The 21,978-nt window shown below is 66.3% G+C and carries 23 protein-coding genes and 1 tRNA gene; 7 read left to right on the forward strand and 17 right to left on the reverse strand.

The features are described 5' to 3' along the window. Positions 1-102 precede the first annotated feature (102 nt). The 6 genes from ACYU98_RS05470 to ACYU98_RS05495 form a co-directional block, all read right to left on the reverse strand. Entirely contained in the window at positions 103-309 is a 207-nt protein-coding gene (locus ACYU98_RS05470; RefSeq protein WP_460467179.1) for an antitoxin, read from the reverse strand. 121 nt (positions 310-430) lie between these two features. Then, a complete protein-coding gene (locus ACYU98_RS05475) occupies positions 431-1,150 on the reverse strand; it encodes an ABC transporter permease (RefSeq protein WP_460467180.1) in 720 nt (239 codons plus the stop codon). Then, positions 1,147-2,061 carry an ABC transporter ATP-binding protein gene (locus ACYU98_RS05480; protein ID WP_460467181.1) on the reverse strand — a complete coding sequence of 305 codons (915 nt, stop codon included), beginning with the start codon at positions 2,059-2,061 and terminating at the stop codon, positions 1,147-1,149. The genes ACYU98_RS05475 and ACYU98_RS05480 overlap by 4 nt, the downstream gene beginning before the upstream one ends. Next, positions 2,058-2,975: an ABC transporter permease gene (locus ACYU98_RS05485; protein ID WP_460467182.1), complete on the reverse strand. Its 918-nt coding sequence runs from the start codon at positions 2,973-2,975 to the stop codon at positions 2,058-2,060. Before ACYU98_RS05485 ends, ACYU98_RS05480 begins: the two co-directional genes overlap by 4 nt. Further along, positions 2,972-3,907, reverse strand: a complete 936-nt coding sequence (locus ACYU98_RS05490; protein ID WP_460467183.1) for an ABC transporter ATP-binding protein — start codon at positions 3,905-3,907, stop codon at positions 2,972-2,974. The genes ACYU98_RS05485 and ACYU98_RS05490 overlap by 4 nt, the downstream gene beginning before the upstream one ends. A gap of 90 nt (positions 3,908-3,997) precedes the next feature. Beyond that, a tRNA-Lys gene (locus tag ACYU98_RS05495) sits at positions 3,998-4,073 on the reverse strand. Positions 4,074-4,156: 83 nt separating this feature from the next. Between ACYU98_RS05495 and ACYU98_RS05500 the strand changes: the two genes are divergently transcribed. After that, entirely contained in the window at positions 4,157-6,691 is a 2,535-nt protein-coding gene (locus ACYU98_RS05500) for a DEAD/DEAH box helicase (RefSeq protein ID WP_460467184.1), read from the forward strand. A 30-nt stretch (positions 6,692-6,721) separates the two neighbouring features. Next, complete coding sequence (locus ACYU98_RS05505) at positions 6,722-7,354, forward strand: hypothetical protein (RefSeq protein WP_460467185.1); 633 nt, start codon at positions 6,722-6,724, stop codon at positions 7,352-7,354. 155 nt (positions 7,355-7,509) lie between these two features. Here the strand turns inward: ACYU98_RS05505 and ACYU98_RS05510 are convergent, their stop codons facing one another. The 9 genes from ACYU98_RS05510 to ACYU98_RS05550 form a co-directional block, all read right to left on the reverse strand. Further along, positions 7,510-7,779, reverse strand: a complete 270-nt coding sequence (locus ACYU98_RS05510) for a hypothetical protein (protein ID WP_460467186.1) — start codon at positions 7,777-7,779, stop codon at positions 7,510-7,512. 135 nt (positions 7,780-7,914) lie between these two features. Next, positions 7,915-8,691 (reverse strand): phosphate ABC transporter ATP-binding protein PstB, encoded by a 777-nt coding sequence (pstB, locus tag ACYU98_RS05515; RefSeq protein ID WP_460467187.1) that lies wholly within the window; start codon positions 8,689-8,691, stop codon positions 7,915-7,917. A 32-nt stretch (positions 8,692-8,723) separates the two neighbouring features. Beyond that, entirely contained in the window at positions 8,724-9,644 is a 921-nt protein-coding gene (pstA, locus tag ACYU98_RS05520; RefSeq protein WP_460467188.1) for a phosphate ABC transporter permease PstA, read from the reverse strand. Continuing rightward, complete coding sequence (gene pstC, locus ACYU98_RS05525; protein ID WP_460467189.1) at positions 9,641-10,657, reverse strand: phosphate ABC transporter permease subunit PstC; 1,017 nt, start codon at positions 10,655-10,657, stop codon at positions 9,641-9,643. Before pstC ends, pstA begins: the two co-directional genes overlap by 4 nt. Positions 10,658-10,768: 111 nt before the next feature. After that, positions 10,769-11,896 carry a phosphate ABC transporter substrate-binding protein PstS gene (gene pstS / locus ACYU98_RS05530; RefSeq protein ID WP_460467190.1) on the reverse strand — a complete coding sequence of 376 codons (1,128 nt, stop codon included), beginning with the start codon at positions 11,894-11,896 and terminating at the stop codon, positions 10,769-10,771. Between the two features lie 203 nt (positions 11,897-12,099). Beyond that, positions 12,100-13,038 carry an NUDIX hydrolase gene (locus ACYU98_RS05535; protein ID WP_460467191.1) on the reverse strand — a complete coding sequence of 313 codons (939 nt, stop codon included), beginning with the start codon at positions 13,036-13,038 and terminating at the stop codon, positions 12,100-12,102. After that, on the reverse strand, positions 13,035-15,314 hold the full coding sequence (locus ACYU98_RS05540; RefSeq protein ID WP_460467192.1) for an RNA degradosome polyphosphate kinase: 2,280 nt from the start codon (positions 15,312-15,314) through the stop codon (positions 13,035-13,037). The genes ACYU98_RS05535 and ACYU98_RS05540 overlap by 4 nt, the downstream gene beginning before the upstream one ends. Positions 15,315-15,346: 32 nt before the next feature. Beyond that, the gene (gene mshD / locus ACYU98_RS05545) at positions 15,347-16,216 is read right to left on the reverse strand and encodes a mycothiol synthase (protein WP_460467193.1); all 870 of its coding nucleotides are present in this window, start codon (positions 16,214-16,216) and stop codon (positions 15,347-15,349) included. Positions 16,217-16,263: 47 nt separating this feature from the next. Beyond that, complete coding sequence (locus ACYU98_RS05550; RefSeq protein WP_460467194.1) at positions 16,264-16,962, reverse strand: winged helix-turn-helix transcriptional regulator; 699 nt, start codon at positions 16,960-16,962, stop codon at positions 16,264-16,266. 111 nt (positions 16,963-17,073) lie between these two features. Between ACYU98_RS05550 and ACYU98_RS05555 the strand changes: the two genes are divergently transcribed. Continuing rightward, on the forward strand, positions 17,074-17,307 hold the full coding sequence (locus tag ACYU98_RS05555; RefSeq protein WP_460467195.1) for a MoaD/ThiS family protein: 234 nt from the start codon (positions 17,074-17,076) through the stop codon (positions 17,305-17,307). Positions 17,308-17,323: 16 nt separating this feature from the next. Then, a complete protein-coding gene (locus ACYU98_RS05560; RefSeq protein WP_460467196.1) occupies positions 17,324-18,094 on the forward strand; it encodes a hypothetical protein in 771 nt (256 codons plus the stop codon). On the opposite strand, the gene ACYU98_RS05565 is transcribed toward ACYU98_RS05560, so the two are convergent. Both ACYU98_RS05565 and ACYU98_RS05570 read right to left on the reverse strand, forming a co-directional pair. Beyond that, positions 18,095-18,598 (reverse strand): heme-binding beta-barrel domain-containing protein, encoded by a 504-nt coding sequence (locus ACYU98_RS05565; RefSeq protein WP_460467197.1) that lies wholly within the window; start codon positions 18,596-18,598, stop codon positions 18,095-18,097. It abuts the gene before it with no gap. Between the two features lie 26 nt (positions 18,599-18,624). Continuing rightward, on the reverse strand, positions 18,625-19,773 hold the full coding sequence (locus tag ACYU98_RS05570) for an LCP family protein (protein ID WP_460467198.1): 1,149 nt from the start codon (positions 19,771-19,773) through the stop codon (positions 18,625-18,627). Between the two features lie 43 nt (positions 19,774-19,816). Here ACYU98_RS05570 and ygfZ point away from each other — a divergent pair, with 43 nt between their 5' ends. From ygfZ to ACYU98_RS05585, 3 genes are all read left to right on the forward strand, one after another. Continuing rightward, complete coding sequence (gene ygfZ, locus ACYU98_RS05575; protein WP_460467199.1) at positions 19,817-20,848, forward strand: CAF17-like 4Fe-4S cluster assembly/insertion protein YgfZ; 1,032 nt, start codon at positions 19,817-19,819, stop codon at positions 20,846-20,848. A gap of 81 nt (positions 20,849-20,929) precedes the next feature. Further along, a complete protein-coding gene (locus tag ACYU98_RS05580; RefSeq protein WP_460467200.1) occupies positions 20,930-21,271 on the forward strand; it encodes a helix-turn-helix domain-containing protein in 342 nt (113 codons plus the stop codon). Positions 21,272-21,323: 52 nt separating this feature from the next. Beyond that, positions 21,324-21,974, forward strand: coding sequence for a hypothetical protein (locus ACYU98_RS05585; RefSeq protein WP_460467201.1), 651 nt, complete (start codon positions 21,324-21,326; stop codon positions 21,972-21,974). Positions 21,975-21,978 lie beyond the last annotated feature (4 nt).

Raw genomic sequence — 21,978 nt, forward strand, 5'->3', positions numbered from 1 at the left:
GAGCGCGGCCTAGTGGTCGGGCCCCGGTATGGGCTCGCCCACGCCGGGCGACAAAAGGGCCGCGACACCCGAGGTGTCGCGGCCCTTCGTACGAAGTGGTGCTCAGGCGTTCTCGTCGCCGCCGCCGTCACCAAGACGGTCCTTGGCGAAGTCCTGGCCCTGGTCGACCTTGTCCGAGTACTTGCCACCGGTCTTGTCGTCGACGAAGTCGCCGCCCTTGTCGACGCCTTCGCCGATCTTGTCAGCGTTGTCGCCTGCGAGGTCCTTGGCCTTGTCGCCCAAGCCACCAACGTTGTCCATCAAGCCCATGAGGAATCTCCCTTGTTTCTTGTGGTACTTGTCGAGCGCGAGCTCGCAAGCCGTACAACAAACAGGCAACCACATTCGGTGGGGTCGATTGGGCCGCTCGAACCTGCGAGTTTCCTGAAGGTCAAACCTCGGAGATCGTGGTAGCGGACAGCCGTCGGGCCGCAACCGCGACACCACCGGCGAGGCAGATGAGCGCGGCAACGACGCCGAACCACACGGGCGGGTGGACCTTCTCGTGCACGTCAGCGACTGCGTGCAACACGCTCGATCCCCATGCCCGCGCGGACAACCAGGCGGCCGGGGAGATCAACGAGGTCAGCGACGCTTCCCACACCAACCAGTAGACGAGACAGCCGACCAGACTGCGGTTGAACAGGGTTGCCAAGACGGTGAAGATGCCCGCGTAGGCCGCCGAAGAGGTCAGTCCGCCAAGCAGGGCGCCAAGCCAGAGGTCGTCGCGAGTTCCGACGAGCACCAACGCAGCGGCCGCCATCGGCAGGACCGCGAACAGAAGAGTGCTCGCCAACACGACGACCGCTTTGCTGGCGATGATCGACAGCCGAGACAGCGGTTTGGTCAACAGATAGATGATTGAGCCGTCGTCGAACTCGGAGTTGATCAAGGTCGTGGTCGCGGTCAGCGCGACGACGGGAACGACGATGCCGATGCCGAAGGTGCGGACCAACACCAGCGGTCCTTCGTTCACCGCCACCTCGCCCGATGCGGTGAGCCGAATGATCACGGCCAGCACCAGCAGCACGATCGGGAAGGCGACGAGCATCATCACGCGGGCTCGCCCGAACAGCGAGCGGATGGCCAGTTTCAGGATCGGAAGATTCATCTGCCCACCAGGTAGCTGAAGACGCTTTCCAGCGATTCGTCGGTCGGGGTCAGTTCGAGCAGTCGAATGCCGTTGCTGCGCGCGATGCGGGGGACGACCTGGGCGAAGCGGCCGAAGTCGTCTGCTTCGAGCTCGATGGCCTTCTCGCCGCGCAGGCGCACCCCACGGACGGTCGGATCGGCCAGCAGCAGCGTTGCCAGTCGGCGGTTGTCGCTGCTGCGGATGCGGTATTGGTTCGGTCGGTCGGTCATCAGCCGGCGGATCGCGGCGAAGTCGCCGGAGGCAGCGTGGCGGCCCGAGACCATCACCTCGACCTGGCGGGCCAACTGCTCGACCTCTTCCAGGATGTGGGAGGAGAAAACGATCGTTCGACCCTCGGCGGCGAAGTTGCTCAGCAGCCCCATCATCGCGCGGCGCTGGATCGGGTCCATGCCGTTGAACGGCTCGTCGAGCAGCAGCACCCGCGGGTCATGAACCAGCGCGGCGGCCACCTTGATCCGCTGCCGCATGCCCTTGCTGTACGTCGAGATCTTCCGGTCTGCGGCCGCCGCGAGGTCGACCTGGCTGATCGCGCGGTCTGTGGCGGGACCGGGGTGCGGCAGCCGGTGCAGATCGGCGTTGAGCCGAACGAACTGGCGGCCGGTGAGGAAGTCGTACATCGACTCTTGAACCGGGACCAGGCCGATGTGGCGATACATCCCGACGTCGCCCCGGACGGGTCGTTCGTCGAGGGTGACACTGCCGGCGGAGGGGGCCAGCAGGCCCGCCATCATCGACAGCAAGGTCGATTTGCCGGCGCCGTTCGGGCCGAGCAACCCGGTGATCCCAGGCTGGATCCGCATCGTGACGTCGTTGACGGCCACGACGTTGCCATACCAACGCGAGACCGATTGCAGTCGAAGATCACTCACAGTGAGGCCGCCTTCCGCATCCGGGCGATCAAAGCAATCACCGGCAGCACTACCCAAACGACGCAGACGAGGATGGCTGCCACGGCCCTGATGCCGTCGGGGCGGGGGAGCGTCTCGATCGGCGGATCCTGATGAACCAACCCGACCACCATCTCGGCCACCGCGGTGAAGGGGTTCAGCGATGCAGCTACCTGGCCCCAGCCGGAATGTCCGGAGTTGTAGGTGATGCCCAATGCCGTGGTGACGATGCCGGAGGTGACCATCAGCACGATGATGACCGCGGCGACGGCGAGCCCAGAGCGGGTCGTGAGGGTGCAGACAAGGGCAGCGATCGCCGCCAACACCAGCGCCAACACGACGGCGCCGAGCAGGCCGGCGAAGTAGTGACGGGTGTGTTCGGACTTGTCCATCTTCGAACTCAGGGCGACCCCGAACCACAGGGTCATCGGCACCGCGATGATCAAGAAGATCGCGGTGGTGAGCGCGGCCAGCCGGGTCAGCACGAACATGGTGCGCGACACCGGTCGGGCGAAATAGAGCACCACGCTTCGATAACGCAGATCACGGGCGAAGAGCACCGGCGCTTGGGTCGCCACGAACACAGTGATCAGCAACTGCGTCCAGAACGGGAAGCCGAAGTAATTGCTCAGCGGCCCGAACAGGTCGGCCTGATCAGTCAGTGACATCTTGTCGAGCTGCACGATCAGACCGGCCAAGACGATCGCCGGGATCGCGATGATCAGCGCCACCAGCCACGGCATGATCTTCGACTTCCCCGCCCGTCCGATCCCGAAAGCGTGGGCAAGAGAGCTGCGATAGAGCTCGGTGAGGATCGCGCGGTTGCTGACCCGCTTTCCCTGGAATCCGCGATAGCCGAGGTCGTGGATGACGCCGCGGCTGCCGGTGTTGCTCACGCTGTCGCTCCCTGTTGCTGGAAGACCTCTTCGAGGGTGTGGTGCAGTTCCTGCACCCGTACGAGCCCGAGGCCGAGGTCGACCGCGGCGTCACGGACGATGTCGAGGGCTTCGGGGCGTTCGATCCGCACCTGGATTCGCTCGCCTTGCGGCCACGCCTGCAGGCCGCGTTCGATCAGTGCTTGTCCGTATGCCCGATCGCAGCCCGCGGGCCCCATCACCTCGACCAGCACAGTGCCGGTGGTGTGAGTCAGGTCTGCGGTCGACGATGCGCGCAGCAGCCGGCCGCCGTCGATCACCACGATGTGATCGGCGGTTCGTTCCAGCTCACCCAGCAGGTGGCTGGTGACCGCAACCGAGATGCCGAAGTCACTGCCCACCCGGGCGATGAGGTCGAGCATGTCGTCGCGGGCGCGCGGGTCGAGACCGTTGGTCGGTTCGTCGAGGAACACCAGGCGCGGGTCGTGGACGATCGCCTGGGCGAGCTTGGCGCGCTGCTTCATGCCGGTCGAGTAACCACCCATCGCGCGGTGGCGCTCCTCGTCGAGACCGACGTGGCGCAACACCTCCGAGGTGCGTTCCCGGGCGGCGGTGCGCGGCAGACCCGACATCATCGCCATATGCAGGGTGAAGTCGGCGGCGCTGACATCGGCTGGGAGACAGTCGTGTTCGGGCATGTAGCCGACGATCGCGCGGATCTGGCTGCCTTGCGTGGCGGGGTCGAGACCCAATACCCGCGCCGAGCCGGAGGTGACGGGCAACAACCCGAGCAGCACCTTGATCAGGGTGGATTTGCCGGCGCCGTTGACTCCGACAACGCCGGTGATCCCGGCCGGAATGCGCAGCGACAGAGCGTCGAGCGCGCGGACGCCGGGATACTGCTTGGTCAGTTCCTGGGTTTCAACGACGAAACCCTTGGTGTCCTCGGCCACCGCCACCCCTCACTGTTGCTGCGCTCAGCGTAGGTGAGATTCGGGCGGCGCGGCGGGACACCGGCGCGAGTGTTGATAACTCACGGAAGGTGGTGGGCCCCCCGGGGCTCGAACCCGGAACCAATGGATTAAAAGTCCACTGCTCTGCCAATTGAGCTAGGGGCCCACGCCCGTACGAGGCGGGCCCGGACAGCGTACTCAGCGCCGTGGCGCCGGAGAAATCAGGAGGCCTGAGACGATGGGGCGGCCATGACGACGTTGACCGAACGCATCCCGAAAAAACCCGACAGCGATTCCCTCTTTGAGGCGTTCGCGGGGTGGGTCGACGACAGAGGACTGACCCTCTACCCGCATCAGGACGATGCGTTCATCGAACTGCTCGGTGGGGCGAACGTCATCCTCGCGACCCCGACCGGGTCGGGGAAGTCGCTCGTCGCCGTTGCAGCCCACTTCGCGGCGCTCGCCGACGACCGCGTCAGCTTCTACACCGCACCGATCAAGGCCTTGGTCTCGGAAAAGTTCTTCGCGCTCTGCGAGATCTTCGGGGCCGACAACGTGGGGATGCTGACCGGGGACGCCTCGGTCAACCCGGACGCCCCGATCATCTGCTGTACCGCCGAAATTCTGGCGAATGTTGCTCTGCGCGAAGGCGATTCGGCTGATATTGGGCTCGTCGTGATGGACGAATTCCACTTCTACTCCGAACCCGAGCGCGGCTGGGCGTGGCAGGTTCCGCTGCTGGAACTGCCGCAGGCGCAGTTCCTGTTGATGTCGGCGACCCTCGGCGACACCAGCTTCTTCGCCGAAGACCTCACCCGGCGTACGGGGCGGGCGACGGCGACCGTCGCCGGCGCCGAGCGGCCGGTGCCGTTGTCGTTCGAATGGGCGATGGCTCCGCTGCACGAGACGCTCGAAGAACTGCTCACCACCCACCAAGCGCCGGTCTACGTCGTCCATTTCACGCAGGCTGCCGCGCTGGAACGGGCGCAGACACTGCTCTCGTTGAAGGTGCTCACCGCCGAGGAACGCGCCCAGGTCGCCGACGCCATCGGCGCCTTCCGCTTCTCCGCCGGGTTCGGCAAAGTCCTCAGCCGCCTCGTACGCCACGGGATCGGGGTTCACCACGCCGGGATGCTGCCCAAATACCGCCGCCTGGTTGAGACGCTTGCGCAGCGCGGGCTGCTCAAGGTCATCTGCGGGACCGACACCCTGGGTGTCGGGATCAACGTGCCGATCCGCACTGTCGTATTCACCTCGCTGACCAAGTTCGACGGAACCCGGCAGCGGGTCTTGAAGGCGCGCGAGTTCCACCAGATCGCCGGCCGCGCCGGCCGCGCGGGGTTCGACACCAGCGGGACCGTCGTCGTACAAGCTCCGGATCACCTGATCGAGAACGAACGCGCGCTGGCGAAGGCGGGCGACGACCCGAAGAAGCGCCGCAAGGTGCAGCGCAAGAAGCCACCGGAGGGCTTCATCAACTACACCGAGGAGACCTTCGACAAGCTCGTCGCCGCGGACCCGGAGGTGCTCCGCTCTCGCATGCGCGTCACTCACTCGATGGTCCTCAATGTTGTTGCGCGCGAAGGTGATCCGTTCACTGCGATGCGCCGCCTGCTGCGCGAGAACCACGAGGACGTGCGCCAACAGCGGCGATTGTCCAAGAAGGCAATCACGCTCTATCGCGAACTGCTGGCGGCCGGGGTCGTACGCCGGTTGGACGCGCCGCTGGCTGATGGTCGGCAGATCGAGTTGGTCGACGATCTGCAGGCCGGGTTCGCGCTCAATCAGCCGCTGGCTCCCTTCGCACTGGCGGTGTTGGAGGTGCTGGATCCGCAGTCGCCGACCTACGCCCTGGAGGTCGTGTCGGTGATCGAGGCGATCCTGGAGGACCCTTTCCCGATCATGCGCGCCCAGCTTTACAAGGCCAAGGGTGAGGCCGTCGCGCAGATGAAGGCGGACGGGATCGAATACGACGAACGGATGGAACTGCTCGAGGAGGTCACCTGGCCGCAACCGCTGGGTGAACTGCTGCGCGCGACCTTCGAGACCTATCGCAGTCGCCAACCGTGGGTTCCTGAAACGGCACTGTCGCCGAAGTCCGTGGTCCGTGAGATGTACGAAAACGCCTGGACCTTCGGCGAATTGGTGCGCCAATACGAGCTGTCCCGCAGCGAGGGTGTGGTGTTGCGCTACCTCACCGACGCCTATCGGACCCTGCGGCAAACGGTCCCCGACTCCCGCAAGGACGAGGAGTTGGACGACCTCATCGAGTGGCTCGGCGAGGTCATTCGGCAGACCGACTCCAGCCTGTTGGACGAATGGGAGGAGCTGATCAATCCCACGGAAGCAGGCGCTGTGGCGCTGCCGCCGATGCCGCGGGCCATCACCCGCAACGAGCGAGCCCTGCGCGTGCAGATCCGCAATGCGATGTTCCAGCGGGTGCTGCTGGCCTCGACTAGGCGGGTGGACAAGCTGGCCGCGCTGGACCGGGCGGTCGCCGCGGCGACGGAGCCGGCCACCCCGATCGTGATGGACGAGGCCGCCTGGGCCGAGGACATCGCGCTCTATTTCCAGGACCACGACGAGATGGTGCTCGGCCCCGATTCTCGAGGTCCGCAGCATCTGCGGATCGATCACGAGAAGGAACTGTGGCGGGTCCGGCAGGTCATCGTCGATCCGGATGGCGACCTCGACTGGGGGATCGACGCCGAGGTGCCCCTGGCCGCCTCGGACGAGGCGGGGGAGCCGCTGATCGTGGTGCTGGGTCTGAACCGGCTCGACTGATCGAGCCGCCGCGCCGCGTACGCTCGCTGGGTGGATCCTGACCGCAAGCCCCGCCGCCCGCAGCCATTTCGGCCCGAACAACTCGACAGCTTTGCCGCCGGGATCGATCCGGCGCGGGTGAGCGAGATCGCCCACGAAAGCGCCGCGGTGTTGGTTCACACCGGGCGCGCGAGCGACGACCCGGAGCTGACCGAACGGCTGGTGAACCTAGTCTCTGAACTAGGCATCTCGACCCTGGCCGAGCTGTGGTCACAGCAACCGGCGGTCAGTCTGCCGGGCGCCTTGTGGCGGCTCTACGCCTTGCGCGAGTGGATTTCGCGGGACTCGGTCGGCGCGGCCGCTGACTACGCCGAAGGACGCATCCGGGCGGACGTCGCGTCGGTGATCGCCGGCTCTGCGGAGCCGCCTTCCCCGACCGCCATGCGCGACCTGGGCAATGCGATTCTGACCGGCGTTTACGAGGGTGACTTCGGAACCGCGCTCGACCGCGCCGCTGCGTTCTGCCTGGTCATCTCGGCTGGCCGGGTGCATCGGGCCGACCAAGAGGACGGCCGTGACGACCCCCGCGCCGCTTCACTGACCACCTCGGCCGCCGCGATGCGGACGACCGGCGTGGACCTCGAGCGGTGCGCCCGTCAGTGGCGATCCGGCGACCTCGACTGACTGGACCGGGGTGCGTCGGACCGGGAGCGCCTCACGGCGCGTGGCCGCTCGTAGCGGCTGATGTTGGGACCCGGGGCTGCCGCGGTCCGACGCACGAAGAAGCCTAACGCGACCGAGGCTGATGTTGTTCCAGCCTCAGCAGTGTGTGCAGAAGGTCACTTTTTGAGGTGGCCCTCGGCGACGACCGCCTTGCCCTTGCCTGGGCAGTGGTCGACGTGATGGCTGACGTCGTCGCGCGCCTTGGCCCGTGACCGGCGGCCGGGCCCGCGCCAGTCGCAACTTCGGCAGTAGCCGAAGGTGAAGCTGCCAACGTCCTCGATGAGGTGCTCGGGCTTGACCTCGACAGTGAGATTCTTGGTGTCTTTGAGGCCGCGCACACGCAGCTTGGTGGGAACCCGCTTCGGCTTTTTGTCCGCTTTGGCCACGCGCAAAGGCTACCCCCGCACGGGTGGGGTCTCAGCGGCGGTCGGGATGTAGCGGGAGCCGACGCGAAAGGCCCCCAGCACGAGAGCCTGCCGGGGGCCTGAACGGCGGTGAAGCGCGCGAACGCGGGGGATCGATCAGCCGAAGCGCCCCGAGATGTAGTCCTCGGTGGCTTTCTCGGACGGGTTGTTGAAGATGGTCGTGGTGTCGTCCATCTCGACCAGACGGCCCGGCTTGCCGGTGGCTGCCAGGTTGAAGAACGCCGTACGGTCCGAAACGCGGCCGGCCTGCTGCATGTTGTGCGTGACGATGACGATCGTGAACTCGTCCTTGAGTTCGGTGATCAGGTCCTCGATGGCCAGCGTCGAGATCGGATCGAGCGCAGAGCACGGCTCGTCCATCAACAGCACCTGCGGGCGCACAGCGATTGCGCGGGCGATGCAGAGGCGCTGCTGCTGGCCACCGGACAGACCGGCACCCGGCTTGTCGAGGCGGTCCTTGACCTCGTCCCAGAGGTTCGCGCCGCGCAGCGCTTTCTCGGTGCGTTCGGCGAGTTCGTTCTTGTTCTTCAGACCATTCAGGCGCAGACCGGCGGTGACGTTGTCACCGATCGACATGGTCGGGAACGGGTTCGGACGCTGGAAGACCATGCCGACCGTACGTCGCACGCCGACCGGGTCGACGCCGGGCGCGTAGAGGTCCTGGTCATCAAGCATGACCCTGCCCTCAACGCGTCCGCCCGGGATGACCTCGTGCATCCGGTTGAGGGTCCGCAAGAAGGTGGACTTACCGCAGCCCGACGGGCCGATGAAGGCGGTGACGGTGCGCGGCTCGATGGTCATCGAGACGTCCTCGACGGCGAGGAAGTTGGTGTAGTAGACGTGCAGGTTCTGCACGTCGATGCGCTTACCCATGAGTGGTTCGTTTCTTCCTTGTCGAGGAGGTGTTACTTCTTCACGCTGGTCAACCGGCCGAGCAGGCGGCCCAGCAAGTTGATGGCGAGGACGATCAGGATCAGGGTGCAGGCAGCGCCCCAAACGCGGTCGGCGCTGGTCGGGTCACCGGCCATGTTCGCCACATTCTGGTTGATCAGGGTAGGCAGGGCGGCCATGCCGAGGTCGCCGTTGCCCAGGTTGTAGTTCAAGAACTGGGTGTACGACGCGAGGATGAGCAGCGGCGCCGTCTCACCGGCGACGCGGGCGAACCCGAGCAGCGAACCGGTGATGATGCCGGACATCGAGGTCGGCAACACGATGCGAACGATCGTCTTCCACTTGGGCACACCGAGCGCGTACGACGCCTCACGCAACTCATTCGGAACGAGCTTGAGCATCTCCTCGGTGGACCGAGTGACGACCGGAATCATCAGGAGCACCAGCGCCAGCGAGGCGCAGACCGGCATCAGGCGCAGACCGAAGACACCGACCCAGGCGGCCAGGATGAACAGGGCGGCGACGATGGACGGAACACCCGACAGGATGTCGACCATGAAGCTGACGATGCGAGCCTGCAGTCCGCGCCCGTATTCGACCAGGTAGACCGCGGTCATGATCGCGATCGGGATCGCGATCACGGAGGTGGCCAGGGCCATTTCCAGGGTTCCGATGATTGCATGCCGGGCACCTCGGACGTTGTGGTCGAAGCCCGGGGCTCCGACGCCTGACTGGTCCTTGAGCCACCAGTTGGCGTGCAGGATCGGGCCGAGTCCCTTGGACAGGACCATCCACATGATCCAGACCAGGGGAATCAGGGCAACCAGGAAGGCAAGCCAGACCAGGGTGGTCGCCGCGTGGTTCTTGATCTTGCGGCCGGTGGACTCACCGGCCTGTACGGCGCTCTGCTGGGTGGGGGCGACGGTGGCGGTCATTCGGTGAAGGCCTTCCTGCGCTCGATGATGACTCGGGCGATGGCGTTGACGATGAAGGTCAGAACGAACAGCACCAAGCCCGCGGCGATGTAGGCGCCAGTGCCGGCCCCGGACAGTTCCGAGGAGTCGCTGGCGATCTTCGAGGCGAAGGTGTAGCCACCGTTGAACAGCGACCAGCTCCACTTCGTGTTGTCGGCCAGCGAGCTGAGGATGTACATCACGGCGATCGTCTCGCCGAGCGCGCGGCCGAGGCCGAGCATCGAGGCGCTGATGATGCCGGGCTTGCCGAACGGCAACACGGTGGTGCGGATCATTTCCCACTTGGTGGCGCCGAGTGCGAGCGCGGCTTCCTTGTGGGCGGCCGGGGTCTGGGCGAAGATTTCACGGACCAGCGCGGTGATGATCGGCAGGATCATGATCGCCAGGACGATACCGACGAAGAAGATGTTCGACTGGCTGTCGCCGATGGCGGTCTTGTTGCTGAACAGCGGAATCCAGCCGAGCACGTCGCTCAGGAAATGTTGCACCGGCGCGAACATCTTGCTGTTCTGGAAGAGCGCGATCCCCCACAAGCCGTAGACGATCGAGGGCACTGCCGACAGTAGGTCGATCAGAACGGCGGCCGGGCGAGCGAGCCACGGCGGGCTGTACTGCGTCAGGAACAGGCCGAGAGCGATCGCGAAGGGCACTGCGAAGAAGAGCGCGACGAGCGAGGAAGCCACGGTCGTCCACAACATCTGCACGATGCCGAAATGCATCGGATCGCTGACGTTCCAGTCCCGCGAGGTGAGGAAGTTGGCGTGGTCGTCGGCAACAGCCGGAATGGCCTTCGCGACCAAGAAGACGCCGACGAGGATGACCAGCAGGATGACGAACAGGCCGGAGCCGGTCGCCATGCCGAAGAAGATCTTGTCGGCGGTGCGGCCGCTGCTGGCGTTGTCACCCTCCAGGGGTGGCTTGCCGTCGGGGCCGGGTGTCTCGTCGGCGAACGATGCGCCGGTGGACGAAGTCATGTGTTCCTCGCAGGGAGACGGAGCTGAGAATGCTGACGGTAGCGAAAAGTCGGCCGCAGGATGTCGGGGACGAGGCCCTGACGACCCGCGGCCGACCTTTGACGCCGTGTGTCAGGAAATGCTGTTGACCGCGGCCTGGACCTTGGTCTGGATCGACTTCGGCAACGGAGCCGAGCCAACCTTGGTGAGGGTGCTCTGGAACTCGTCCGAAGCCATGAAGTTCAAGAAGGCCTTGACGTTCTTGCCCTTGGTGGCGTCGGGGTACTTCGAGCAGACGATTTCGTAGGTGACCAGCAGCAGCGGGTAAGCACCAGCGGTGGTCGGCTTGTAGTCCAAGCTCAGCGACAGGTCGTTGCCCGAGCCCGAGATCTTGGCGGACTCGACGCCCTTGCCGGCCGACTCAGCGCTCAGCGCGACAGCGCCGGCACCCGAGTCGAGCTGAGCCATCTGCAGCTGGTTCTGGACCGCGAAGGACCACTCGACGTAGCTGATGCCACCGTCGGTGGACTTCACCGCGGAAGCGACACCGGCCGAGTGGGCCTTGCCCTGACCGACGCTGCCCTTCCAGGCCTTGTCGTTCTTCTGCGTCCAGACCGTCGGAGCGGTCTTATTCATGAACTTGGTGAAGTTGTCCGTGGTGCCCGAGGAGTCAGAGCGGAAGAAGACGGTGATCGCCTTGGCCGGGATCGTGACGCCCTTGTTGGCGGCAGCGATGGCCGGGTCGTTCCACTTGGTGATCTTGCCCGCGAAGATCTTGGCGATCAGGTCGGGGGTCAGGACCAGCTTGTCGACACCCTTGAGGTTGTACGACACGGCGATCGGGCCGGTGACCATCGGCAGGTCGAGGGCGTCGGAGCCACAGGCGGTCTTGGCCTTGGCCGGCTCACCCTTGTCGGGCTTCAACGCCGAGTCAGAACCGGCGAAGTCGGCCTGCTTGGTGGTGAAGGCGGTGATTCCCGCGCCCGAGCCGGTGCCGTTGTAGGACACCTTCGCGCCGGAGCACTTCGCCTGGTAAGCGGCGATGGCCTGGGTGATGGCGTTCTGCTGAGCGGTCGAACCCTCGGCCTTCAGCGAGCCGCTGAAGCAGTCCGAGGCGCCAGCGGCCGCGCCGCTGCTGCTTGTCGAGCCGCCGGTGCTGCTGCTGCTGGCGTCGTTGTTGCTCGAGCTACCGCAGCCGGCCAGCGCGATGGAAGCGACCAGCGCGACGCTCGCGGTGCGGCCGATGTGGTTGATCTTCACGGGGTACCTCTCGGAAAGGGATGTCTAGGGCGCCGGGTAAGGACCCCGACAAGTCGTGAAGGTAGGCACCACGGATGACTGACCGGTCGTCGGCGGGTGAACGGGTGGTGAACGCAGAGCAAGAGTTTGGTCAGGGACTTGCTGGTGGAGCAAGGCCTGCCGATGGATTGTGCTACTTGCGCGTGAGCGACGTCATGCCCTACTCACGGTCGGTGTCGCTCGATCGACACGATGCGCGCAGAGTCGCCGATGCCGGCGACTTGGCAGGCGATGACCTCGCCCTTTTCGAGCCCTGACGCGGCCAGTCCCTGCAACGTCGTGGCCGACAGCGACCCGGGCACCGCGTGGCCGGCTGCCTGCAACAGCATGGTCGGCAACAGCGGCCGATGGCTGCACAACACGGTCGGTTCGGCCGCCTCGAAAACTTTTGCCATCCGGCGTACGACCTTGCGCGGGTCCTGCGCAAAGCCCTCCTCCGAGATCGCAAACTTCAGGCTCGGGGCGATGCCGGCAGCCGCGGCGTACGGGCCGATGGTGTCGGTGCAGCGCACCGCCGGCGAAGTGATCAGGCGCGTGGGCGCGTAGGCGGCGAGCAGCCCGGCGACCTCTTCGGCGCGGGTGGCGCCCGCCTGGGACAACGGGCGGGTCCGGTCGTCGCAGTCCCATTCGCTGCGGGCGACCGCATCGGCGTGGCGAACGATCAGCAGTGGCCAGGTGTCGAGCAGCCCTTGCCGGTCGGCGTCGAGGACGGCCTGCAACTGCACGCTGTCGCGGACGTACGAGAGGCGCTCGTGGGCTTCGCCGGCCGAGAGCCAGGCAACCTGGTCGATCTCGTTTTCCAGGACTCCAGAGCCACCGACCGGTCGCCCGGCCCAGTACTTCACCTGCTTCAGATCGCCATTGCGCAGCGGATAACTCGAGTCGGGCAACGGGATGCCGACCCGGCCGCGCAGGCCGGTCTCCTCCGTGACCTCGCGGACGGCGGCCTGCATCCAGTCCTCGCCCGGATCGAGCTTGCCCTTCGGCCAGGCCCAGTCGTTGTACTTCGGGCGGTGCACCAGCAGCACCTGCAGGGTGCTGCGCTGCCGGCGCCAGAGCACCATGCCGCTGGCCGCCACCGTGGTCTCCTGCGGAACGGTCACCGGCGAGCGGCCTTGACGCGGCGCCGGGAGTAGGCCTCGATCAAGGAAGCCTGCACGTCGATCAACGAGCCGCCGTCGGCATCGCGGGCGTGGCGCTCCCAGTGGCCGTCGCTCTGCAGATGCCAGGACGAGGACGTGTCTGACATGCCGAGAGCGAGCAGATCGGTCAGGGCGGCGACGTGGTGCTTGTCGACGATCTGCACCAAGGCCTCGACCCGTCGGTCCAGGTTGCGATGCATCATGTCGGCGCTGCCGATGTAGATCACGTCGCTCTCGCCCTCCACCGCGAACCGGAATATGCGCGAGTGTTCCAGGAACCGGCCCATGACCGAGCGCACCCGGATGTTGTCCGACAGTCCCGGGACGCCCGGGCGCAGCGCGCAGATCCCCCGCACCCAGACATCGACTGCGACACCGGCCTGGGAGGCGCGATAGAGCGCGTCGATGATCTTCTCGTCGACCATCGAGTTGACCTTGATCTGCACCGCAGCGTGACGACCGTCCTGGGCCGCTTCGAGCGCTCGGTCAATCTGGGTCACCAGGCCCTTGCGGACCGATCGGGGAGCGACCAGTAGCCGCTTGAACCGGGCCCGCGGCGCCATTCCAGACAGCTGGTTGAACAGGCGGGTGATGTCCTCGGCGACCACCGGGTCGGTGGTGAGCAGGCCGATGTCTTCATACAGTCGCGCCGTCTTGGGGTTGTAGTTCCCGGTGCCGACATGGCAGTAACGGCGGATCGAGTCACCCTCCTGGCGCACCACCAGACACAACTTCGCATGCGTCTTCAGCCCGACCAGCCCGTAGACGACGTGGACGCCGGCCCGCTCCAGTTTGCGGGCCCACGTGATGTTGTTCTCTTCGTCGAACCGCGCCTTGATCTCGACGACGGCCAACACCTGCTTGCCCGCTTCGGCGGCCTCGATCAGCGCCTCGATGATGGGGCTGTCACCACTGGTGCGATACAACGTCTGCTTGATCGCCAGCACCTGCGGGTCTGCCGCGGCCTGCTCGATGAAGGCCTGCACAGACGTGGAGAACGAGTCGTACGGGTGGTGCAACAACACGTCCGACTGACGCATCTCGGACAACACATCGGCCTGCGAGGAACGTTCGACGGGCGACAACGCAGGGTGTGCCTTGGCGACGAATGCCGGCCAGCGCAACTCCGTACGGCTCAGGTCGGCGATGGCGTTCAAGCCACGCAGGTCAAGCGGTTCTGGCAGACGGTAGACCTCGCTGCCGCGGATACCGAGTTCGCGCACCAGCATGTCGAGCACGTGGTTATCCATGTCGTCGGCGACCTCGAGCCGAACGGCTGCGCCGAAGCGGCGACGGGTCAGCTCCTTCTCCAACGCGGTGAGCAGGTTCTCCGCGTCGTCTTCTTCGACCTCAAGGTCCTCGTTACGAGTGACCCGGAAGGTGAAGTGCTCGCGGACCTCCATGCCCGGGAAGAGATGGCCGATGTTGTCGGCGATGACGTCTTCCAACGAGACGAACCGGTCCTGGTAGAGGTTCTCTTCGTCGTCGGGGTCAGGCAGGTGGATGAACCGGGGCAGCGACGGCGGCACCTTCACCCGCGCGAAATGCTCGCGCCCGGTGGTCGGGTTGCCGAGCAGGACGGCGAGGTTGAGCGACAGGCCGGAGATGTACGGGAACGGGTGGGCCGGGTCGACCGCCAGCGGGGTCAGCACCGGATAGACCCGGCTGGTGAAGAAGGCGGTGCAGTGTTCGCGCTCGGCCTCGGTGAGTTGCTCCGGGCGCAGCAGGTCGATGTTTTCCTGCTCCAGCGCCGGCCGGATCACACCGTGGAAGGCGTGAGCGTGTTGGTCCATCAGTTCATGCGCGGCGTGCGACACCGCGTCGAGCACCTCGCGCGGTTCGAGGCCGGAGGCCGAGCGTACGGCGATGCCAGCCGCGATCCGGCGCTTCAGTCCGGCGACCCGGACCATGAAGAACTCATCCAGGTTGCTGGCGAAGATCGCCAGAAAGCGCGCGCGCTCCAGCAGCGGGATCTCCGGATCGTTGGCCATCTCAAGGACCCGCTCGTTGAACTGCAGCCACGAGACTTCGCGGTCCAGGAACCGGTCGTCGGGCAGCACCTCGCCATCGAGTGGCGCGATGGTGCCGTCGGCGGATCGGATGAAGCGCCCGTTGGAGCCGCGCGCCCGCTGGGCGCGCTCGGCCATGCGTGCGAGGGCAACGTCGCTCGCGGTCGGCTGCGGCGATTCGGTGGGGGCCTCGGGGCGTGAGGAGTTGGTCGTCTCCGCTGGATCCATGGTCCTATCGTGGCAGGCCCGCCCCGCGTCTGTCAGCGGCCCCGCTGGTACATCACGTGGCGGCCTGTGCGGGTGAATCCCCACCGCCGGTAGGTCGCGATGGCCGGCTCGTTGTCGCCTTCGACGTAGAGCTCGATGGTCTGCAGGCCACGGCTGGCCAGATGGGCCAGGCCCAGCGCCGTCACCGCGTTGCCGAGACCGCGACCCTGATAATTCGGGTCAACCGCCACGACGTAAACCTCGCCGACACCGCTGTCGGGTTCGGCGACCTTGGTCCAGTGGCTCGCCGCGACCGCCCCGGAGGCGTCGTCGATGATGAACAACAAGCCAGCCGGTTCCCACCACGGTTCGGCCATCCGGGCATCCAGGTCAGCCCGAGTCATCCGCCCTTGCTCGGGGTGATGGGCGAACGCTCGCGCGTTGACCGTCAGCCAGGATTCCTCATCGCCCGGCTCGAAGTTTCTTGCCGAAAATCCTTCCGGCAGAACGGGTTCGGTGATTGCCGGCGTCGCGTCGGTTGCGCGGGACATCACCCATAGATCGCGTACGGCGACCAGCCCCTCGCGCTGCGCCAGCCCTCGGGCGGCCGGCAGATCGCCGTGGGCCCAGACGCGTACGTCGTCGTGTTCGTCCTGCACCAGACCCAAAAACATCGCGCCGAGACCCCTGCCGCGATGGTTGGGATGAACCGCGAGTTCGGCCCACGACGACCCGTCGTCCTCGGTGTGGACGTGGGCGTAGGCCTCCAGCGCGCCGTTCTCGTCGGAGGTCGACAGGTCTACGTCGGCATCGGCGTTGCCGCCCAACGCCAGCAGGGTGGCCTCGGAGAACGGCTCGACGCCGTCGGTCTGGCGGGCGGCCTCGGCCAGGGCGCGGATCTGCTGCTGTTCGTCAGGGGTCACCCCTGGAGTCTGGCATCCCGGCGACCCGGAGAGGGTGCGGCTGCGGCTCAGCCGGTCACGTCGGTGTCGGCGAGTTCGCGGGTGCTGGCGAACCGATAGCCGACGTTGCGGACGGTTCCGATGAAGCTCTCGTTTTCGGGGCCGAGCTTGGCGCGCAACCGACGCACGTGGACGTCGACGGTGCGGGTTCCGCCGAAGTAGTCGTAGCCCCACACCTCCTGCAGCAGCTGGGCCCTGGTGAAGACACGGCCCGGATAGCTGGCGAGGTGTTTGAGCAGCTCGAACTCCTTGTAGGTGAGGTCGAGCATGCGGCCCTCGATCTTTGCGGTGTAGGCCTGCTCATCGATCACCAAGTCGCCGGCAACGATGTTGCTCGCGTCGGGGTCGTCGTCATCGTCGGGGCGGGTCATCGCCAGCCGCAGCCGCGCCTCGACCTCCGCCGGTCCGGCGGTCTCGAGCAAAACGTCATCGAATCCCCATTCGGTCGTCAAGACCGTGAGGCCGCCCTCCGTGAAGACACCCAGCAGTGGAACAGTCAGGCCGCCGCCTCGAATGAGTCGGGCGAGTTGGCGGACGCTGCCCAGATCGCGCCGACAATCCAACAACACGGCGTCACACGGTGGGGGATCGACCAGCAGGTCCGGCTCGGCCGGCAACACCCGTACGCGGTGGGTCAAGAGGGCCAGAGCCGGCAGCACCTCAACGCTCGCCCCGCGGGCGTCGGTGAGCAACAGCAGACTGGCCATGCCTGCAGAGAATACGGCGCTCGCCGGTTCCGGTGTGTGACGTTCCGTCGTTTGGTGACGCATCTGACAGCGCGACTCGAGGCGCCGACGCGGGCGGCTACGGTGAACGCCATGTCGACCGTTCGTTACTGGGCCGGGGCCAAAGCCGCCGCCGGAGTGGCTGAGGAAGCCGTGGAGGCGTCGTCGGTCGGCGCCGCGATCGCCCTGGCCGTCGAGCGTCATCCCGCGTTGAGCCAGGTCGTCCCGCTCTGCGCGCTGCTGATCGACGGCCGCCGCGTCGATGCCGCCACCGAATTGCCGGCGCAGGCCGTCCTGGAGATCCTCCCGCCGTTCGCGGGCGGGTAATGCGAGGATGTCCGCCGTGTCCGCCGACGAACTCCCGTTGCCACTGCCCGCCGGACCGGGGGCGGTGGGCGCCGTCGTCGGCGTGGTCGGCGCCGCTGCGGTAGCCGCCGGTGCCTGGGCTGGGGCCCTCCCGCTGGCGATCGTCCTGATTGCGCTCGGAGTCGTCGTCTCTTTCGGAGCTCCGCGCCTGTTGAACCTGCCCCATCCCACCGGCTCGACCCGCACTCTGCTGCTCGGCACCACCTGCGTCGCCGTGGTGGAGTTGCTGGCTGATCGCGCGGGCAATCTGCGCTGGTTGGGAACGGCGTTGGCGATCGGGCTGATGATTTCGTTCTTAGCCGAGATGCTGCGCCGTGATGGGCGACCTCGGCTCACCGAGTCGATCGCCGGCACGGCGTTGGTGCTCGCGATCTTGGCCACTGGCGCGTTCTATCTGCCCACCCTGATCGAGTTCCGCGGCGCCTACGCGACCGGCGCTGCCTGCGCCGGGGTCGCGATCGGTCTGCTGGCCGACCTGCTTGCCCACGCGCGTACGTCGGCCCACGAGTGGTCCTTGCCGGTCGGTTTGCTGGTCTCGGCCGTTGCCGGGTGGGGCATCGGGATCGGCAGCGACCGGCCGTGGAACATCTCGATGCTCACCGCGTTGGTCGCGTGCGGGGTGTCCTACGCGTTGCGAATCGTCCTACGGCGCGCGGCGCACCCGACCGAGCAAGCCGCGTTGGGTGCGGCGAGTGTGCTCGTGGCCGGGATTGCGCCGTACGCACTGCTGTGGGTTTTCGCCCGCTGATCAGTCGTTCGCGACCCGCTTGAGCTGCGCCGAGAGGTGGCTCTGTAGCGGTTGACCCATGGCGGCCATGTCCATGGTCCACATCAGATCGCTGTTGACGTAGCCATACATCCGCGCGCCCGCGGAGTATTCCTTGGCGCTGGGACTGCGCAAGACGCCGTCGGTGCGCAACTCGACCTTCGCCGGTGAGGTGCGGCCGTAATACATCTCGACCACCCCGGTCGGGTGTGTGAGCAGGAACTCGACCTCCCCGTCGGGCAGCGGACGCCAGAAGCCGAGCTCGGTAGCCAGCGGGCGAACCTTGTTGCCTTCGGCGTCAAGGAGCCAGGTGCGGGAGTGCCACTCCAGGAACGGGCGACCGTCGTGGAAGCAGTGCACCTCTTGGCCGAATTGGACGGAGTCGATCGTCGGGTAACCCACAACGCCGGCACCCTCCCAGCGGCCGATGAGCCAGGCCAGGGGCGCCAGCTCGCGGGGCATGTCGATATCGAGTTCGATGGGCATTCGCTACCTTCCGATGGGTTCAGGTGTTACTGCAACGCGTTTTTCGCGCCGGTGTAGTTGCTGAAATCGTCGATGCGCAGCGCGGTTCCGAGGGTCTTCATCTTCGCCTCGTCCACGACGTCGATGTCGCCGGCGGTGGGGTTCTTGGCGAAGCCGGTGAACGGCGCGGTGTAGAAGCTGACATTGCTCATCCGCAGACTGCGCATCTGCCAGCCCAGACCCTTCAGGTCGAGGTTCTTGTCGACGGTCAGGTTGCCGTCAGCGGTGACGTCGTCGACGACCTGCGACAGCTTGAGCGGGTTGAGCAGGGTGCCGGCCTGCAAGGTCTTCGACAACACCGCCTTGATCCAGCGCTGCTGGTTGCGGCCGCGGTCGATGTCGCCCTCGGCGAGTTGGTGACGTTCGCGCACGAAAGCCAGCGCCTGCGCACCGTTCATGTGGTGCACCCCGACGCTCCAGGTCCCGAACCCGGGCTCGTTGTAGGCCTGGGGGACGAAGAGGTCGACACCGCCAACGGTGTTGGTCAATTTCGAGAAGCCGTCGAAGCCGATGATCGCGGCGCTGTCGATCTTCACGCCGAGCAGGTTCTGGATGGTCTGCACCAGCAGTGGGACCTTGCCATAGGCGTACGCGGCGTTGATCTTGTTCTTTCCATGGCCCGGAATCGCGACATAGAGGTCGCGCGGGAAATGGATGATCTGCACGGTCTTGTGATCGTTGGAGATGTGGACCAACTGGATCACGTCGGACCGGCTGCCGTCGGTCACGTCCTTTGACCGGGAGTCCGATCCGAGCAACAGGATGTTCTGCGAATCGCCGGCCTGCGCGTCGCGGGTCGGGCCCGATCCGGTGGGCAGCAGGGCCTGCTTGTTGATGTTGTGGTCGAACTTGTAGTTCAGATAGGCGGCGAATCCGCCGACGGCCAGAATGGTGATGAGGGCCATCGCCAGCAGCGTGATGCAGCCAACCTTGAAACAACCGGCCCGCTTCTTCTCGTCCTCTTCGCCGCCGTTGTCGTCGAAGTCATCGCCGTTGTCATCGACGCCGCCCGGGTTGTGAGCTCGTCCTTCGTCGAGGCGCGGATCCTCGGCCGGCTTGCCCGCAGCGGGCAACGGCGAGGCCTCCGGGTCGGGTGCGGCGGCCGTGTGGTCGTCGGGCTCGTTCGGGTCCGTCATGGGCGCCAGTGTAGGTGGCGCCGATCGGACGTAGCCTGGACTTGTGTCCAACGTTGTCGATGTCGCCTCCTCGCCCCTGCTCCAGCGTCCGCGCGCCGTCGCGGCGTCCGGTCTCGACGCGGGCGTCGCGTGGCACTACGGCGATCCATTGCGTGAGACCAAGGCGTTGGCGGCAGGTTCGGCACTGGTCGATTTGTCGAATCGTGGAATCGTCACGATCAGCGGGCCTGATCGGTTGACCTGGTTGAACTCGATGACCACCCAGAAGCTCGATGACCTCGCGCCGGGAGTCTCGACCGAGTCGCTCGTGTTGAGTCCTCACGGCCACGTCGAACACGACCTGCACCTGCAGGACGACGGCGAAACGTTGTGGATCACCCTGGAACCGGGCACCTCGGGCGCGCTGGTCGAGTGGCTCGAGAAGATGCGCTTCATGCTCCGGGTGGAGATCGCCGACCGATCAGCCGACTTCGCGGTGCTGGGGGAGGCCTCCGACGCCCCGCTGCCCGACGGCGTACGAGGGTGGGTCGACCCGTGGCCGAACGTCGGGCCCGACACCGCCACTTACGGTGCGGTCGCACACCCGGCCGAGGGCCGGGTCTGGCGGGAGGTACTGGTCCCCCGCGAGCAGCTCACCGAATTCGTCGCTGATCGCACCCTGGCCGGAACCTGGGCCGCCGAGGCACTGCGGGTCGCGGCCTGGCGACCGAGGCTGTTGCTCGACACCGACCACCGCACCATTCCGCATGAGCTGGACTGGCTGCGTACGGCGGTCCACCTGCACAAGGGCTGTTACCGCGGCCAGGAGACCATCGCCCGGGTGCACAACCTGGGTCGGCCACCGCGTCGCCTGGTGTTCCTGCACCTCGACGGTTCGGGCCACGTCTTGCCGGAGGCGGGGGCGCCGTTGCTGGCGCCGGCGAACGATCGGCCGATCGGCCGGATCACCTCGGTGGCTCAGCACTTCGAGGAGGGCCCGATCGCTCTGGCCGTCATCAAGCGGAATGTGCCGGTCGAAGCGGTGCTGCGTGCGGGCGAAGTGGCTACCGCGCAGACCGTGGTTGTGGAGCCCTGAGCAGGACCGTCCGTGCGGTGTGACACACCTCACGCTGCCTTCGGCTTGCAAAGTGCTAACTGTAGTTAGCATAATGAAGCCGTGACAAAGAACCCGGTCAGTGATCTGGGCGGCTACCTCAAAGAGCAGCGCGAACAAGCGCAACTCTCAATGCGGCAGCTCGCCGAACGTTCCGGCATCTCCAATCCGTATCTCTCGCAGATCGAGCGCGGTTTGAAGCGGCCGAGTGCGGAGATCCTGCAGGCGCTGGCCAAGGGTTTGCGGATCTCGGCGGAGCAGCTTTATGTGCGCGCCGGGTTCCTCGACGAAGCAGCAGGCGACGCGACGATCGACACCCGCATGGTGATCGCCGCGGATCCACTGCTCACGCCGAAGCAACGACGGATGTTGCTCGACCTCTACAGCTCGTATGTCGACAACTGACGCGCCCCTGACCAGACGAATGTTTCCATCACCCCAATCGAAGGGAGTGGCCATGGCCACCAAGATCGACTTCACCCCCATCTACGCTGCCGTCGGCGTCGCCGACACCGCCCTCACCACCGTGCGTGACCGCGCGTTCAGCGCTTACGCCGAGGGCAACGAGCGCGTGCAGACCCTGCGCGCCGAGCTCAAGCCGTCCACCGTTCAGGCCCGCTTCACCAAGAGCCTGACCGAGGCTCGCACCCAGATCGAGGCCATTCCGGCCACCGCGACCTCGCGCATCGAGGCCGTCACCGCTGAGGCCGGCGACCAGTACGTCGCTTACGCCGAGCGTGGCGCGCAGGTCGTCAAGGGTGTCCGCAAGCAGGTTGAGGGCATCGAGACCACCACCAAGAAGCAGGCCGCTCAGACCCGCAAGGACGCGACCGCTCGCTTCAGCGCTGGTCGCAAGGACGCTGCGAAGCTCGTTGCTGGTGTTGCTGGCACGGTTGAGAAGGAAGCCCGCCAGGAGGTTCGCTCCGCTGCCGCCAAGGAAGGCGCCGCGACCCGTCCGGCTCGCAAGACCGTGGCCCGCAAGGCGACCGCCAAGAAGGCTCCGGCCAAGAAGGCGACCCCGGCCAAGGCAACCGTGAAGGCCACCCCGGCCAAGACCGCTGCGACCACCCCGGCCGCTGCGACCACGGCGCCGAAGACTGACGCCTGAACAC

It is taken from the genome of Calidifontibacter terrae (genome assembly GCF_054778835.1).

Bases quoted from the DNA above. Each gene is read 5' to 3' on its own strand.
- ACYU98_RS05470 (WP_460467179.1), bottom strand. From the start codon at position 309: ATGGGCTTGATGGACAACGTTGGTGGCTTGGGCGACAAGGCCAAGGAC.
- ACYU98_RS05475 (WP_460467180.1), bottom strand. From the start codon at position 1,150: ATGAATCTTCCGATCCTGAAACTGGCCATCCGCTCGCTGTTCGGGCGA.
- ACYU98_RS05500 (WP_460467184.1), top strand. From the start codon at position 4,157: ATGACGACGTTGACCGAACGCATCCCGAAAAAACCCGACAGCGATTCC.
- pstB (WP_460467187.1), bottom strand. From the start codon at position 8,691: ATGGGTAAGCGCATCGACGTGCAGAACCTGCACGTCTACTACACCAAC.
- pstA (WP_460467188.1), bottom strand. From the start codon at position 9,644: ATGACCGCCACCGTCGCCCCCACCCAGCAGAGCGCCGTACAGGCCGGT.
- pstC (WP_460467189.1), bottom strand. From the start codon at position 10,657: ATGACTTCGTCCACCGGCGCATCGTTCGCCGACGAGACACCCGGCCCC.
- ACYU98_RS05540 (WP_460467192.1), bottom strand. From the start codon at position 15,314: ATGGATCCAGCGGAGACGACCAACTCCTCACGCCCCGAGGCCCCCACC.
- ACYU98_RS05550 (WP_460467194.1), bottom strand. From the start codon at position 16,962: ATGGCCAGTCTGCTGTTGCTCACCGACGCCCGCGGGGCGAGCGTTGAG.
- ACYU98_RS05555 (WP_460467195.1), top strand. From the start codon at position 17,074: ATGTCGACCGTTCGTTACTGGGCCGGGGCCAAAGCCGCCGCCGGAGTG.
- ACYU98_RS05565 (WP_460467197.1), bottom strand. From the start codon at position 18,598: ATGCCCATCGAACTCGATATCGACATGCCCCGCGAGCTGGCGCCCCTG.
- ACYU98_RS05570 (WP_460467198.1), bottom strand. From the start codon at position 19,773: ATGACGGACCCGAACGAGCCCGACGACCACACGGCCGCCGCACCCGAC.
- ACYU98_RS05585 (WP_460467201.1), top strand. From the start codon at position 21,324: ATGGCCACCAAGATCGACTTCACCCCCATCTACGCTGCCGTCGGCGTC.